This is a genomic window from Bifidobacterium pseudolongum subsp. globosum, assembly GCF_000741295.1.
Taxonomy (GTDB): Bacteria; Actinomycetota; Actinomycetes; order Actinomycetales; family Bifidobacteriaceae; genus Bifidobacterium; species Bifidobacterium globosum.
Map to the genome: position 1 here is coordinate 569867 of NZ_JGZG01000005.1, position 14966 is coordinate 584832.

Below are 14966 nucleotides of genomic sequence, written 5' to 3' on the forward strand. Positions count from 1 at the left end.
TGGCCTCCACGCTCAGAACGGCGTGGAGGCCATCAAGTATTGGCCCTGCGGCGCGGCTTCGCCCGTCACCACCGGATCGATGCGGACCCAGCCATCCGCCGCCGGCACGAACACCGCCTCACCCTGCCGCAGCACGCGCTCGTCATGGTCGGTGACGCAACGCACGGCGCCCTGCGTGCACAACACCACGCGTGGACCCAGATGCGGCACCACTGCCTTGCCGACCATCTGCTGCACAAGCGCATCGTAGCGCATGGCGAGCCGGTTCATCACTGACCACGGCTCATGGGCCGCGTCCACATGCCCATAGCAGAGCATGAACTCGTTGACGGGCGGTTTGTAGAACACCACGTCGCGCATGAGCAGCGTGCCCAACCGCGCGTCGGACGGGTCGACCGGGCTGGATGTGCGGCAATCCAGGCACTGCAGCAGATTGCCGATGTCTTTGTGTTTGACGGTCATGCCGGCGCGCAGCACGTTGTCTGAATTGGTCATGATTTCCGCGCCGGTGCCATATATATAGGCGTGCGGGCAGCCGGTGGGCAGGAACACCGATTCGCCCTCCTCGAGCCGCACTGGGTTCATCATCAGCAGCGCCAGCACGCTCGGGTCCCCGGGGAACGCGCGCGTGGCGCGCACCGCGTGGTCGAAGGCCATGCGGTTGCGTTCCGCGGTGCAGCGTGCGCGCGCCTGCAACAGGTCGCGCTCCAGTTCCTGCGCGTCGAGCGGTGGCGCGGTGATCGCCGCGTGGAACGCGCGGAACATGCGCCGGCGTGACTCGGGCCACACGCTCGCCGCGATCGGCATGCGCGCGTCGGCCTGCGCGAACTCGCCCGCGCCGGCCGAGCGCGAGAACGCGCGCACCATCATCTGTGCGACGGGCGATTCTAGCAGGCTGAGATTGTGCAGCGCGAACGACTTCGGCGCAAAGCCGACCGACGCGTGGAACGGTTCGAGCGCCACGACCATTTCGCTTTTCGCGTTCATGTCGCGGAACGAGCGTTCCGGCGCGTCCAATGCGATCGCCTCACGGTTTTCCATATTGAATCCCGCGCGCGCCTGGAAATCGACTGGGTGCACCTGCAACGACAGCGGCACGCGCGCCGAGATCACTTTGAACAGGAACGGCAGCACCGGGCCGAATTCACTGGACCCGCGCGCGCCCACCATGTATTCGGGGCGCGCGGCGATCGCGTCGATCAACGCGACCGGCGTGCCCCCAGGCTGTTCGATCAGCGACGGGGACTGCGGGTGCCCGCTGAACCACATTTCGGCAAGCGGCGAACGCCACTGCTCGCCCGTCAGATGGAACATGGATTGCAGGCGTTCGCCGGAACCCCACGCGTAGCGCTTGGGCACAGGGCGAATCGTGAACACGGTCAATCCTTTCGCGAAGGCCGTCAATGGGGCCATGGACCTCCCCATTGTACGCGATGACCGGCGTTTGCCGCCCCTTCGCGTTAGGGTGGAGGGCATGAAAATTGCCCCGATCGTCGATCCCCATGCACGCCGTCCCTCCCCCAAACCCATGCAGGTGGACCTGCGCAAGGCGTTCATCCTGGGCACGGTGCTGTGGACGATTGCACTGATCGTCTGCATCTGCTTCTGGCAGTTCGGGCACAACCTGTGGTTCCGCACTTCCACGGTCATCTGCGCGTTCGGCGTGGTGATCGGCCTGCTCTTGCTCGTCTGGGAGTTCTTCGACCGCTCCGACTACCGCCGTTTGGGCAAATAATGCTCAATCCGCCTGCGCGGGGTCGAGCGGCAACACGAGCGTGAACGTGCTGCCCTGCCCCGGCCGGCTCCACACATGCACACTGCCTTGGTGCGTCAACGCCACATGCTTGACGATCGCCAACCCCAAGCCAACGCCTTCCAACGTGCGCTCATTCTGCTGCGCGCCACGGTAGAACCGCTCGAAGATGCGCTGCTGCTCGTCAAGGGGAATGCCCGTGCCGCGGTCGATCACCCGCACCACCGCGTGCCGTCCCGCGCGGTCCGGCTTCACATCCACGCTCACCACTGCGCCATCGGGCGAATACTCGAGCGCGTTCTCAATCAGCTTGTCGATCGCCGCGCGGATCTGCTCCGACTCGCCATGCACCACAAGCCCATCGCTGCCACTCACCGCGATCCGCTGGGCGTGCGCCTGCGCGAGCGGCTGCGCCACCTCGGCCGCCGCGCGCGCCTCGCTGAGCACATTGAGCCGGTTCTCGTCGGTCGGCGTGACCTGCTCCTGCGCTTTGATCAGCAACAGCAGATCCTTGACCATGTGGTCGATGTACGCAATCGTCCGGCGCACCTTGCGTGCGTCCTGCGCGATATGCTCGTCCTTGAGCCCCGCCTGCTCGAGCGAAGCGGCGAGATGCTGCAGTTCGGCGCTCGGTTTGACGAGCTGTTCCGAGACATTCGTAATGAAATCGTCGCGCACTTGGGCGAAACGCACGCGCTCGCTGACGTCGTCGAGCAGCACGATCACGAAGCGTTCGCTGATGCGGCCCACCGTGACGCGCAGCCAGTTCGGCCTGCTCACCGCGACCGGCGCGGCGTGCGCATCCCCAGATTCGGCGCCGTCTCGGTCGTCGGTCTCCTCTGCGCCTGCCATGTGCAGGAATCGCTGCGGGGTCATCGTGGTCAGTTCGAACGTGGTTTTGCCGCCCTGCTCGCGCACGGTGCGCACCGCCTGCGCAATGCGCGGCTCCACGATGACGTCGTCGTCGACGACGCCGAGCCGGTAGGCGTCCGGGTTCGCGCGCACCACTTCGTCGGATTCGTCGACGACAATCGGCGCGCCGGGCAGCATCGACAGCAGCGCGGCCGTGGATTCCTCCAGGTCGTCGGCGTCCTCGTCGTCATCGTCATCGTCGTCATGGTGTTTGCGCAGACGCGCGAACCGCTCCGAGAAGCGGTCGCGCAGCGATTCGCCGTGCGTGGCGGACTGCACGAGCGGCATGACCATGTCTGCGATGAGCAGGCCGACGCCGATCACGGCGCCCAAGGCCAACAGCACGAACGCGACGGCGATGATGGTCGTGGTGGTGATGTGCGGCATACCGCCCATTGTGGCATAGATGAGCGATGTACGCGGCGGCGAACGCCTCAACACGCGCGCAAAGTGAACAACACGTGAACCGTAGGCGATTGGCATGACGGCGCGCTTCCTCTACACTGGGACAAGAATGCGCGGCATGGACCGCCAACCGCCACGTCCGATGGACCCAATGGAAGGGAATCAAATGCGCGTAATTTTCAACGAAGGCCTCAAAGCCGTAGCCGACGACCTTGACCACATGGCACGCAATGTGCGCGACGCCATCCACGGCGCGGGGCAGGCGCTGCTCAACGCCGATCTCGACGCCGCGCAGACGGTGATCGACAACGATGCCGAAACCGACGAGCTTTCGACGAGCATCGTCAACCAGTGCGTGGAACTGCTCGCACGCCAGAACCCGGTGGCCACCGACCTGCGCGTCGTGGTCTCCACAATGCGCTTGGCGATCACGTTTGAACGCATGGGCGACCTGGCACGCCACATCGCCGAATCCGCGCGCCGCACCTACCCCGATTCGCCGTTGCCGCAGGAGATTGTGGACACCTTCGCACAGATGCAGCAGTTCCTCGATGTGACCGCCGACCGCCTCGTCACGATGCTCGCCGACCGCGACACGAAGGTGGCCGACCAGATCATCCATGACGACGACGTGCTCGACGACCTGCACAAGAAGACGCTCGAGTTCGCCCAGTCCGAAGACTTCCCGGGCACGAACCAGCAGCTCATCAACGTGGTGCTGATCGGCCGCTTCATGGAGCGCCTCGGCGACCATGCCGTCTCCGCCGCGCGCCGTGTGGTCTTCATCGTCTCCGGATTCGACCCGTCGAAGGAACCGGACCGCGACGAAGGAACCGACATCGACTGACGGGAGCAGCACACCGCCCACACTATGCATGTGGTCCCCGGCACCGCTGAGGCGCCGGGGACCACGTGTACGCAGTCAGTCAGCCGTTTCAGGCGTCAAAGTCGACGACGAGCTTGCCGGTGACCTTGTGCTCGGCGAGCGAACGCAGCCCTTCGACGAGATTCGAGAACGGCAGCACGCCGGTGATGAGCGGGTCGAGCTGGCCTTGCGAGACCATCGACAGGACGTCAGAGGCCATCGTGCCCAGATTGTGCTGCTCCATCGGGTTTCCTGAGGCGTGCGCGCCGCCGAGATTGACGACGTCGATGCTCATCGCACCACCGAACATCTGGGCGGCAGACACCGGCGGCACATCGACGATCGTGACGAGCTGCCCGTTGTATGCGAGGCGCCCCAGGTCACGCTCGGCCTCCTCCCCGCTCACCGTGTCGACGATGAGGTCGGCGCCGCGTCCATCGGTCAGCTCGCGCACACGTTCATCGACGTCTTGCGTGCGGTAGTCGATGATGACGTCCGGTTGCACGTGTTCGCGCACATAGTCGACATTGCGCGTGGAGCATGTGGTGAACACGGTGATGCCGTGCATCTTCGCAAGCTGTACGGCGACACCGCCGACTGCACCGGACCCGCCGTGCACAAGCGCGGTGCGCACGAGGTTGAGGTTCGGTTTCCTGTTGATCGTCTGGTACGCGGTGAGCGCGCTGCACAGCAGGCCCGCTGCCGTGGTGTACTCCACGTCGTCGGGAATGAGCGCGAGCTCGTACGCCGGCGCATTCATATACTCGGCGAAGCAGCCGTCGAAGCGCAGGTCGCCATGGCCGGCGACACGCATGCCGACTTTCCATGTGTCTTCGACACCTTCGCCGATCTCCACAATCTCGCCGGCGACGTCCAGACCGAGGATGTGTGGATACGTCCAGTTCTCATTGCCTCCCTCGGCGAGCTTGTAGTCGACCGGATTGAGGCCGACCGCATGCACCTTGATCAGCACATGACCGGACGTGGGAGCCGGGGTGGGCATGTCCGCGAGCTCAATCGCATCGAGTCCGCGGGCATGCTCATTGGGAATCACATAGGCTTTCACTTGGTGACCTCCGGCTTGTCGAGATGTTCTTCGGGTTCGGGCTTGTCGGAACCTGCGGGCTGCGCGTCCACGCTTGCCTCGGCCGGAGTAATGACCGCGGCCGCGGCATCGGCCTGCCTGTTCGGGAACGCGGCCGCTTCGGCGTCTTTCGCTTCCTGCATGAGCCGTGCCTCGTCGGCCTCGCTGAACGACGCATCGAACCGCATGCCCGGCTTCATGTCAACCGGGTGGTCCGAATCGGCGATCGCGCCGAAGGTCTTGAGCATCTCGTAGATGTAGGTGCCCTTCGTGCGGTTGAGCGCGATCTCGATCGCCTTGTGCTCAAGCCCATTGCGGCCGAACGTGGTGAGCGGTTCGCCGTCGCGCAGCTTGACCGCCGCGTTGAGCATGTCGCGCACATCGTATTCGCTGTTCCACACCTCCGGCACACCGCGGTCCACGTCGAAGAGCGTGTACACTGCCTCCATGCCGGTGCGCATCGAGTACTCGGTGGTGAAGATCGTGTCGCGCGGCTCTTCGGCGAACTGGCCGATGAACGCGAAGTTGACGGCGCCATCCGGCACCACGTCCGGCCGGTCTCCGAGTTCGCGCGGCATGAAGAACGCATCCACGTACGGCATCATGACCGGAATCGTGTTGCAGTGGTTGGACGCGAGCTCATGAATCTTGTCGGTCGGCACACCCATGTGGTAGAGCCACTCCTCGCAGATTTCCTCGCCCGTGCAGTCCTGCATCTTCTTGCGGATGTAGTTGCCCGGGTTGTCGGGCAGCAGCGCGTCGATCCAGACGCTGATCTGGTTGGCCGGCTGGTCGCGGAACTGCTGCTGGCGGTTGATCGTCCAGCTCATGAGCCAGTTCGAGTCCTTGACGCTCACGATGCCACCGGTCACGGTGTGGCCGCCGAACGGCGAGCGCCCGGTGATCTTCTCGATGTACGGGATGATCTTGTCGTCGAGCGTGGTGGCGGTCGCGCTCATCCACTTCGTCAGGTTCGGGTCATAGATGAACTTCTGCGGGTGGCCGAAGCTCGGGTCGACGGCGGCGATGCGGTTCCAGGTGTCCCAGCCGCTGCCCTTCTTGAGTGCGGGGTTGAAGCCGGCCGGCGTGTTCTGGTTGCCTTCGGTCGTCGATTCGACGAGGCCGCCGTTGGTGATGAAGACGAAGTCGTTCTCGCTCAGTTCGATGGTCTTCGTCTCGTTGTTCTTGAGGTCGGTGATGACGAGCGTCTTGGCGACCTTCTTGTTCGGCGTCGAGTACGGGTTGCGCGGGAAGGCGCCGTTTTCGGCCTGCGCGCGCATGATCTCGTCCATCGCGACGTGCGTGTACTCGCGCTTCGGCCCCATCTCGTGCTCGCTCACCTCGAACGTCACGTCGTCCACCGAGGTCTGCATATGGAACTGCACGCCGTGCGCCTTGAGGTAGTTCACCAACGGCAGGATCATCGACTCGTACTGGTTGTAGCGCGTGAAGCGCAGTGCGGAGAAGTCCGGCAGGCCGCCGATGTGGTGGATGAAGCGGTGGATGTAGCGGTGCATCTCGAGCGCCGACTGCCAGTTTTCGAACGCGAACATGGTGCGCCAGTACAGCCAGAAGTTCGAATCGAGCACCTCATCGTCGAAGTAGTCGGTGATCTTCTTGTTCGCAAGTTCCTCTTCCGTCGCCAGATAAAGCTTGAGGATCTCCATGACGGCCTTGTCGGAGAGGCCGAACTTCCTGTCCGTGTGCGCGTCCTGGCCACGGCCCTTCGTGGCGCGGCACTTCGAATAGTTCGGGTCTTCCTTGTTGAGCCAGTAGTAGTAGTCGAGCATGGACACGTTCTCGTCCTCGATGCTCGGCACATCGCGGTAGACGTCCCACATGACCTCGAAATGGTTATCCATCTCGCGGCCGCCGCGCATCACATAGCCTTCGCCCTTGATGAACGCGCCGTCGAGCGCGCCACCCGGCAGCACGTCTTTCTCGAACACATGGATGTTCCTGCCCGGCATCTGCGCGTCGCGCACCAAGTAGAACGCGGACGTGAGCGCCGCCAGACCCGTGCCGATGATGTACACGCTCTTGTTCTCGATGCCCTCCGGCTTCCTGGGATGCGCGAACGCTTCGAAATTGCCTGCCGAATAGTACATGCTTCCTCCTCTTGCGCGGGCTCGTTCCCGCGAAGATGTGCTCACGCCGACCTTCGACGCTCTAGGGCCCATTGTGTGCCCGTCCGCGCGTGGGCGCGCGGGACTTCACTAAGAGCTTGCGAACGCAGGCATCTTGCGGCTTGATGCGGTATAGGGATGTACTTGCGGCACATATAACAATGTGGCTGCCACCATCACTGGGATGGCGGCAGCCACATTGGTTCAGCGTATGCCTACAGGCTCATCACTTCTGGCCTTGGGCCGCGACAGCGGCGGCGCCGGCGGCAGCGGCCTCGGGATCGAGGTACTCGCCACCCTTCTTGATCGGCTTGAAGTCGTCGTCAAGCTCATACACGAGCGGCATGGCCGTCGGGATGTTGACCTTGGCGATCTCTTCTTCGGTCAGGCCGTCGAGCATCTTGACGATCGCGCGCAGCGAGTTGCCGTGGGCGGCGATCAGCACGGTCTTGCCGGTCTTGAGCTCGGGGATGATGTCCGACTCCCAGTACGGCTCGACGCGGGCCACCACGTCGGCCAGGCACTCGGCTTCCGGGACCGGATCGCCGGCGTAGCGCGGGTCGTTGTTCTGCGCGTACTCGTCGTTCGGGTCGATCTCGGGCGGCGGGGTGCCGTAGGAGCGGCGCCACAGCATGAACTTCTCATCGCCGTACTCTTCGCGGATCTGGGTCTTGTTCTTGCCCTGCAGCGCGCCGTAGTGGCGCTCGTTGAGGCGCCAGTCGCGCTTGACGGGGATCCACAGGCGGTCGGCCTCGTCGAGGGCGATGTTGGCGGTGTTGATCGCGCGGCGCAGCAGCGAGGTGAAGACGATGTCCGGAAGGACACCCTTCTCCTTGAGCAGACGGCCACCGTTCTTGGCCTCTTCCTCACCCTGCTCGGTCAGCGGGACGTCAACCCAGCCAGTGAACTGATTTGTCTTGTTCCATGCGCTCTGACCATGTCGGAGCAGTACCAATTTATAAGTCATGGTTGCCAGTGTACCGTTGCGCCCTGTCATTTTCGCCGCGCACGGCACGCGCACAGCTCACAGCACCATCGCGAATCCGGTGAACGCGAGCGCGAACCACAGCGCGATCAGCGCAAGCGACCACATGGCGCGCATGTATTCGCCGTGCGCCACCTCGAAACACGTGAAATACCCTGTGAGCAGCACACACACCATGCCGAGCACCGCGCAGAATCCCCAGCCCGCCGTCAGATGGGCCAGTGCGGATCCGTGCACGCCCACATACACGCCCGCGGCAAGCACGGCCAGCATGACGAGCGCGATCACCACGATGATGCACACGGTCGTGGCGCGCGCGCCGAGCCGCACCGCCCATGTGCGTTTGCCCGCCTGCGCGTCAGAGCGGATGTCGCGCAGGTTGTTCACTGAGAGCACGGCGAGCGCCACCAGTCCGATGACCACCGACGCGCACGCGGTGGGCCAGTCCACCGTGCCCGCCATCGTGACCGTCGTGCCGAGCGTGGCCACCGGCCCGAAGAACACGAACGCGGCGACCTCGCCCCATCCGCGGTAGCCGTACGGGTGCGCGCCGCCGACGTAGAACCAGCCGGCGAGCACACACAGTGCACCCACCGCAAGGAGCCACCAGTAGCCTGTGATCACCACGGCCGCGAGGCCACACGCGCACGCGAGCGCCGCGTTCACCACGGCCGCCGTGAGCACGGCGCGCGGGGGCACGCCCGAGGCGACGAGCCGCGTGGGCGCGTGCAGCTCCTCGTAGTCGAGCGTCTCCTCGCGCTCGACTACGCCCGGGCCGGTGGCGCGCGTCACGTATTCCACGCGGTTGGCCACCGCTACGGCTGCACGGTGCGCGTCGGTGCCGCGGATGCCGTCGGAATAGTCGTTCGCGAAGTTCGTGGCGATCTGCAGAAAGACCGCCACGCCCAGGCACAGCAGCATGAGCGTGGTCATGCGCGCGGGCGAGGAGGCGCAGTGCGCGCCGCCGGCGGCCCATGCGCATTGCGGCAGTGTGTGCGCGCGGCCGCGCATGAGGGCCCATGCGCCGGCCGCGCCGATCCATACGGGCGCCACGCCGAGCGCGAGTGTGCGCGGACGTGTGCCGGAGATGAGTTGAGACAGTTGCATACTGAGCATTGTCTCACCGGCGCCACCCAACTGCCCGCATATGGGGCAGGTCAGACGTTGAACTGTGCGGAGACCTCTTGGCGAGGCCGCAGATCGAGGTTCGTGACCTGCATGTCAGGACCGGATTCGGCCACCCAGACGATTGCATCGGCCACGCTCTGCGGCTGGATGTAGCGCTCGGGCTCAAACGGCACGTCGAGGGCGCGGTCGATGCCGGCGAGCATCTTCGTGGCGATCTGCCCGGGGTAGATGGTGGTGACGCGCACGCCCGCGCCCGATTCCTCAAGCCGCAGCGTGTTCGCATATCCGCGGAGCGCGTGTTTCGACGAGGCGTAGACGGCATGGTTGCGCACCGCCCGCTCCCCCGCCCCCGAATTGATGAACACGATGGTTCCTTTCGCCGCGCGCACCTGCGGCAGCAATGCGCCCGTCAGCACGGCCGGCGCGATGACATTCGTCTGCAGTACGCGTTGCCATGTGCCCGCGTCGGCATCGGCCGCTGGTCCCACGTGCGCCGTTGCGGCGGCATGCACGAGCAGGTCGAGCCGTTCGAGCGGGAAGCGTGCGAGCAGTTCGTCTTGCACCCACCCGGCGAGCGCCCCCACGTCGGCCAGATTGGCGTACAGGGCATCGACGCCTGCAAGGCTTGCCATGCGCTGCGCGTCCTCGTTCGTGCGGGTGATTGCGATGACGTGCCAGCCGTGTTCGGCGAGCCGCTGCACGGTGCGGCTGCCGACGCCGCCCGCGGCCCCCGTCACGATGGCGGTGCGCACCGCACGCGCATCATCCGTGCCGGTTGTTGGTTCGGTATGCGGTGTGGTCATGGTTCTTCCTTCCGTCTTCGTGTGTCAGTGGGCACCGCCCAGATACGCTTCCTGCACCTGGGGGTTGTGCAGCAGTTCGCTCGCCGGGCCCTGCAGGCGGATGCGGCCGTTCTGCAGCACATACCCGTAGTCGGCGATCGAGAGCGCGAGCTCCGCCTGCTGTTCGACCATGAGCACCGATATGCCCAGCTCGTCGCGCAATGCGGCGATCTGCTCCAGCACGTCTTCCACAAGGCGCGGCGACAGGCCCATCGTCGGCTCGTCCATGCAGATGAGCTTGGGCCGGCTCATGAGCGCACGCGCGAACGCGAGCATCTGCTGTTCGCCGCCCGACATGGTGCCTGCCTGCTGCCCGCGCCGTTCGGCGAGGCGCGGGAAGCGCGCATACATGCGCTCCAGGTCCTGCTCCACCGCCGCGCGGTCGTGGCGCGTGTAGGCGCCGGAGAGCAGGTTCTCCTGCACGGTCATCTGCGGGAACACGCGCCGGGCCTCGGGCACCGCCGCGATGCCGCCAATCACGCGTTCGCGCGTGGGCTCGGTGGTGATGTCGCGGCCGGCGTAATCGATGACGCCGCTCGTGGTGCGCGTCAGGCCCAGGATCGTCTTCATCGTCGTCGATTTGCCGGAGGCGTTGCCGCCGAGCAGCGAGACGATCGCGCCCTGCGGCACGTCGAGTGAGACATCCTGCAGTGCGTGCACCTGCCCGTAGTGCACGTTGACATGGTCAAGGCGCAGCAGTGATTCGCGCGCCAGCTGTTCGGACGCCAGCGCCGGCTCGGCCTGCGCGGCGCTGTCTTCACGTTCGATCGCGTTCTGTTTGGTCAGTACGCCGGCCTGCCCGCGCGTGCGTGTGACGTGCAGTTCGCGCCGTTTGCCCAAGTACGCCTCCACGACCTGCGGCGCGCGGCGCACTTCGTCGGGGTCGCCTTGGGCGATGATATGCCCGCCGTCCATGGCGATCACGCGGTCGGAGAGCGCGGTGACGAGCTCGATCTTGTGTTCGACGAGCAGAATCGTGTGGCCTTGCGCCTTGAGGTACTGCAGCTGCTCGAGCACTTCCGCCGTCTCCGACTGGTTCATGCCGGCGGTCGGCTCGTCGAGCAACAGCAGCAACGGCTCGCTGATGTGCGCGCGGGCGATTTCGGTGCGCCGGCGGTTTGCGTACGACAGCGTGTAGGTGAAGTCGTTGCGGCGCGTGCCGAGGCGTTCCTTGAAGCGGTCCACTTCGATCGTCACGCGGTCGGCCACCGATTCGCGCTCACGCCGCGTTTTCGTCCCGTGCACCAGGGCGAGCGCGCTTTCGGAGAGCAGGTTGACCCAGCGCAGCAGCGGGTAGCGCTGCAGCTGCTTGAACGGCCGCTGTTCCACGAGTTTGCCGTGGTAGCCCAAGGCGATGTTCTCGTCGACGGTGAGCGAACCGAACACGCGGCCGTTCTGGAACGTGCGAGCCACGCCGCGTTCGGCCACGTCGGCGGCGGCGAGCCCGGCGATCGACTGGTCGCGCACGTCGATGATGCCGCTGTCTGGCGTGAGGAACCCGGAGATCAGGTTGATTGTGGTGGATTTGCCCGACCCGTTGGGGCCGATGATTGAGATGACCTCGCCTTGGTGCAGGTCGAACGACACGGCGTCGACGGCCTTGAGCCCCTTGAACGATTTGGCCAGGTTGCGCACACTGAGCACAACGGGTTCTTCGAGCACAGCCTCACGGTGGTGGCGTGCGTAAGCGACCGGGTCGCCGCCGTAGGCCTCGAGCGCCTGCGAATACGGGTCCACGGATTCGACGGGCCCGCGCACACCGCCCGCGGGGAACCCGTGGATGGCGACTGCTGTGGTGTCTTCGGTCATGGTGGTTCACCCTTTCGTTGCGTTGCGTGCGAACAGGCCTTGGGGCCGGAACATGATGACGATGATGAGCAGCGCGCCGTACGCGAGGATGCGCGCTTCGGGCACGACGCGCAGCAGCTCGGGGGCGCCGATCAAGATGATCGAGCCGAGCACGGCGCCGAGCGGCGAGTTCATGCCGCCGAGCACGATGATCGTGAGAATGAGCAACGACATGTTCGAGTTGAAGATCGTCGGATCGATGTACGTGTACTGGTGCGCGAGCAGGGAGCCCGCAAGCCCCGCGAGGAACGCGGCGATGGCATAGGCGAGCGCCTTGTATGCGCCGGTGCGCACGCCGATCGCCTCACTCGCCTCCTGGTCGGAGCCGATCGCGTCGAACACATGGCCCAGATGGGCGCGCTGGATGCGCATGACGATCACGAGCGCGGCGATGAGCACCGCCACGTCGAGCAGATAGATCTTCTGCGGCGTGTTGAGTGGACTGCCGAAAATGGTGGGGAACGGAATGCCGGTGATGCCCAGGGACCCGTGCGTGAGCGGCTCGGCCACGCGGATCAGCGCGACCATGACGGCGCCGAGGCCGATCGTGGCGATGGCCACGTAATGCCCCGAGAGCTTCCACGCGGGGAAGGTCAATACGCACGCGCAGATGGCGGCGATGATGCCGGCGCAGAGCAACGCCACGAGGAACGGCCAGTGCAATTGCGTCGTCAACAGCGCCGAGGCGTAGGCGCCGAGCGCGACCGGCCCGGCGAGGCCCAGGATCGTCTGGCCGGCGGAACCGGAGATGAGCGTGAGACCCACGGCGGCGATCGCATACACCGCGATCTGCGTGCCGATGCCGGCGAGGTAATCGCTGAAGATGAACGGTGTGGCGAGCGCGGCGAGCGCGAGCACGAGATTGCCCCACCATGGCAGGCGGATCGGGCGTGCGCCGGCGAGGAACGTGCCGGTCATCGGCTCGGATGTGACGTTCGTGGAGGCGCCAAGCAGGCCTTGCGGCCGGGTGATGAGGATGATGAGCAGCGCACCGAAGGTGATGAGGTCGTGCGCGCCGTCACCGAACCAGAACACACCCAGTGCCTCGACGACGCCCAGCACGAGGCCACCGACCACGGCGCCGGGAATGGAGCCGAGACCACCGATCGCCGCGGCGACGAACGCCGTAAGCCCGATCGAGCCGCCGTTCATGGGGTTGATGTTGGCATTGAACAGGCCGATGAAGATGCCGGCGATGCCCGACAGCACGGCGCCGATCACAAAGGCGAGGTTGCGGATGCGCTTGACGGGGATGCCCATCTGCAGCGCGGCCTGCGGGTCCTGTGCGGTGGCGCGGATCGCGCGGCCGGCCTTGCCGTAGGTCAGGAACGCCCACAGGCCGGCCATCGCGAGCACGGCGAACACGATCATCACCACGTCGGACGTGCCGAACCGCACGCCGAACGCCTGCAGGTTGCTTGTGGCGAGCAGTTTGGGGAACGGGCGGGTGCGCGCGCCGAAGATGAGCTGCAGTCCGTTGTCGAGGATCTGTCCCACGCCGATTGTGGCGAGCAGCGCGGCGATCGGTTTGCGCCCTTCAAGCGGCGCGATGACGCCGGCGTTGATGAGCCAGCCGAGCGCCGCCGTGACCACCACGACCGCGAGCACGACGGGGATGAGCGGCCAGCCGAGCACCGAACCGCAGTACCAGGCGAGCATCATGCCCACTGCCACAAGCGAGCCTTGCGCGAAGTTGACGACGTTCGTGACGCCGAAGATGAGCGAGACGCCCACGGCCACGAGCGCGTAGGCCCCACCGTGGATCAGGCCGGAGAAAAGCGTATCTATCACAGGTGTCCCTCACAGTGCCAGCGTGTGGCGGTCAGTCCTCGTACGGCACGAACTTGCCGTCCTTGACCACGAGCAGGATCGGTTCAATGTCGGGCGCGCGGCGGGTTTTCTGGTCGAAGGAGAAGGTGGTCTCGTTGCCTTGGTAGAGCGGGAAATCCTTGACGGTCTGCAACGCCTTTTGGATGCCTTCACGCGTGGGTTCCGTGGCGTTCGCGGCGTACGCCAGGTCCTTGACGGCCTGGTAGGCGGTCACCTCGAAGTTGCCCGGGTTGTTGCCGTATTTCTCGTTGAACGCCTTGACGAACTCCTGGGCGCCCTTGTTCTTGGTGCCTTCGGCACTGAACGAGCCGGTGATGACCGCGCCTTCCGCGTTCTTGCCGGCCACGTCGAGGAACTCCGCGGTCTCCTGGCCGCCGAAGAACGGGCCGGTGTAGCCGAGCTTGTCACGCAACGTGTTGATGACGAGCGCGCCGTCGGGGCCGTACCCGATGTTGACGATGAGGTCCGGGTCGGCGTCACGCGCCGGAATCAGAATCGGCGACAGGTCGGTCGAATCAGGCAGGTACGACGATTCGTAGACGATCTGTGTGCCGTTGCGTGCGGCCTGCTCCTTGAAGTATTCGAACGCCTGCTTGCCCCAGTCGTTCTCGATGTAGACAACCGAGATCTTCTTCGCCTTCTTCGCCGCGGCGTCCGCATACACGCGCTCGTACGAATCCGTGCCGATCGCCGGGCTCCACACGTGGTCGCCGGTCTGCGTGAATGTGGGCGAGGAATTGTTGAACCCGTAATGCACGAGCCCCGCCTGCTGGAATGTCGGAGAGGCGGCGGCCGATGCCGGCGACGCGTAATCCCCCACCACGGCGATGACCGACGGGTCGGACGCGAGTTTCGGCGCGACCGACGCGTCCTGCTTCGGGTCGGACTGCGTATCGAAATACTTCAATCCGAGGGTCTTGCCGCCCACGCCGCCGCTTTCGTTCACCTCTTCGACGGCCAGGTCCAGGCCCTGCTTGAACAGGCGGCCGTATTCGGCGTATTGGCCGGTCTTCGGGTAGAGCACGCCGATGTTCACCGTGTCGCCTTGCGCGCTCGCGGCGCCCGCCGTGTCACCGCCGAGCCCGCATGCGGCGGTGCCGGTGAGCAGGGCACTCGCAGCCGTCGCGGCGAGCACGGATCGGATGGCGGTCTTCCAGTTCTTCCACTGTGCGGTCATGATGATCCCCT

At 65.4% G+C, this 14966-nt stretch carries 12 protein-coding genes; 2 read left to right on the top strand and 10 right to left on the bottom strand.

Annotated features, from left to right (window positions below; all coding sequences use genetic code 11):
- Positions 1 to 12 precede the first annotated feature (12 nt).
- Positions 13 to 1377, bottom strand: coding sequence for a mannose-6-phosphate isomerase, class I (gene manA / locus BPSG_RS04710; RefSeq protein WP_026643579.1), 1365 nt, complete (start codon positions 1375 to 1377; stop codon positions 13 to 15).
- Between the two features lie 97 nt (positions 1378 to 1474).
- Here manA and BPSG_RS04715 point away from each other — a divergent pair, with 97 nt between their 5' ends.
- Complete coding sequence (locus BPSG_RS04715) at positions 1475 to 1735, top strand: DUF2530 domain-containing protein (RefSeq protein ID WP_026643578.1); 261 nt, start codon at positions 1475 to 1477, stop codon at positions 1733 to 1735.
- Between the two features lie 3 nt (positions 1736 to 1738).
- On the opposite strand, the gene BPSG_RS04720 is transcribed toward BPSG_RS04715, so the two are convergent.
- A complete protein-coding gene (locus tag BPSG_RS04720) occupies positions 1739 to 3061 on the bottom strand; it encodes a sensor histidine kinase (RefSeq protein WP_051592001.1) in 1323 nt (440 codons plus the stop codon).
- 175 nt (positions 3062 to 3236) lie between these two features.
- On the opposite strand from BPSG_RS04720, the gene phoU reads away from it, so the two are divergent.
- Entirely contained in the window at positions 3237 to 3917 is a 681-nt protein-coding gene (gene phoU, locus BPSG_RS04725) for a phosphate signaling complex protein PhoU (protein WP_026643576.1), read from the top strand.
- Positions 3918 to 4005: 88 nt separating this feature from the next.
- Here the strand turns inward: phoU and BPSG_RS04730 are convergent, their stop codons facing one another.
- The 8 genes from BPSG_RS04730 to BPSG_RS04765 all read right to left on the bottom strand — a co-directional run bounded on the left by BPSG_RS04730 (position 4006) and on the right by BPSG_RS04765 (position 14955).
- Positions 4006 to 5001, bottom strand: coding sequence for an alcohol dehydrogenase catalytic domain-containing protein (locus BPSG_RS04730; RefSeq protein WP_026643575.1), 996 nt, complete (start codon positions 4999 to 5001; stop codon positions 4006 to 4008).
- On the bottom strand, positions 4998 to 7127 hold the full coding sequence (locus tag BPSG_RS04735; protein ID WP_080699218.1) for an oleate hydratase: 2130 nt from the start codon (positions 7125 to 7127) through the stop codon (positions 4998 to 5000). The genes BPSG_RS04730 and BPSG_RS04735 overlap by 4 nt, the downstream gene beginning before the upstream one ends.
- A 244-nt stretch (positions 7128 to 7371) precedes the next feature.
- Complete coding sequence (locus tag BPSG_RS04740; RefSeq protein ID WP_026643574.1) at positions 7372 to 8112, bottom strand: phosphoglyceromutase; 741 nt, start codon at positions 8110 to 8112, stop codon at positions 7372 to 7374.
- A 57-nt stretch (positions 8113 to 8169) separates the two neighbouring features.
- Complete coding sequence (gene menA / locus BPSG_RS04745) at positions 8170 to 9237, bottom strand: 1,4-dihydroxy-2-naphthoate octaprenyltransferase (RefSeq protein ID WP_026643573.1); 1068 nt, start codon at positions 9235 to 9237, stop codon at positions 8170 to 8172.
- 50 nt (positions 9238 to 9287) lie between these two features.
- Entirely contained in the window at positions 9288 to 10061 is a 774-nt protein-coding gene (locus BPSG_RS04750; RefSeq protein ID WP_026643572.1) for an SDR family oxidoreductase, read from the bottom strand.
- A gap of 24 nt (positions 10062 to 10085) precedes the next feature.
- The gene (locus BPSG_RS04755; RefSeq protein ID WP_080699217.1) at positions 10086 to 11909 is read right to left on the bottom strand and encodes an ATP-binding cassette domain-containing protein; all 1824 of its coding nucleotides are present in this window, start codon (positions 11907 to 11909) and stop codon (positions 10086 to 10088) included.
- 6 nt (positions 11910 to 11915) lie between these two features.
- A complete protein-coding gene (locus BPSG_RS04760; protein ID WP_026643570.1) occupies positions 11916 to 13739 on the bottom strand; it encodes an ABC transporter permease in 1824 nt (607 codons plus the stop codon).
- Positions 13740 to 13770: 31 nt separating this feature from the next.
- Positions 13771 to 14955 carry an ABC transporter substrate-binding protein gene (locus tag BPSG_RS04765; RefSeq protein WP_033502132.1) on the bottom strand — a complete coding sequence of 395 codons (1185 nt, stop codon included), beginning with the start codon at positions 14953 to 14955 and terminating at the stop codon, positions 13771 to 13773.
- Between the last annotated feature and the right edge of the window lie 11 nt (positions 14956 to 14966).

Bases quoted from the DNA above. Each gene is read 5' to 3' on its own strand.
- BPSG_RS04715 (WP_026643578.1), top strand. From the start codon at position 1,475: ATGAAAATTGCCCCGATCGTCGATCCCCATGCACGCCGTCCCTCCCCC.
- menA (WP_026643573.1), bottom strand. From the start codon at position 9,237: ATGCAACTGTCTCAACTCATCTCCGGCACACGTCCGCGCACACTCGCG.
- BPSG_RS04720 (WP_051592001.1), bottom strand. From the start codon at position 3,061: ATGGGCGGTATGCCGCACATCACCACCACGACCATCATCGCCGTCGCG.
- phoU (WP_026643576.1), top strand. From the start codon at position 3,237: ATGCGCGTAATTTTCAACGAAGGCCTCAAAGCCGTAGCCGACGACCTT.
- BPSG_RS04765 (WP_033502132.1), bottom strand. From the start codon at position 14,955: ATGACCGCACAGTGGAAGAACTGGAAGACCGCCATCCGATCCGTGCTC.
- BPSG_RS04735 (WP_080699218.1), bottom strand. From the start codon at position 7,127: ATGTACTATTCGGCAGGCAATTTCGAAGCGTTCGCGCATCCCAGGAAG.
- BPSG_RS04755 (WP_080699217.1), bottom strand. From the start codon at position 11,909: ATGACCGAAGACACCACAGCAGTCGCCATCCACGGGTTCCCCGCGGGC.
- BPSG_RS04740 (WP_026643574.1), bottom strand. From the start codon at position 8,112: ATGACTTATAAATTGGTACTGCTCCGACATGGTCAGAGCGCATGGAAC.
- BPSG_RS04750 (WP_026643572.1), bottom strand. From the start codon at position 10,061: ATGACCACACCGCATACCGAACCAACAACCGGCACGGATGATGCGCGT.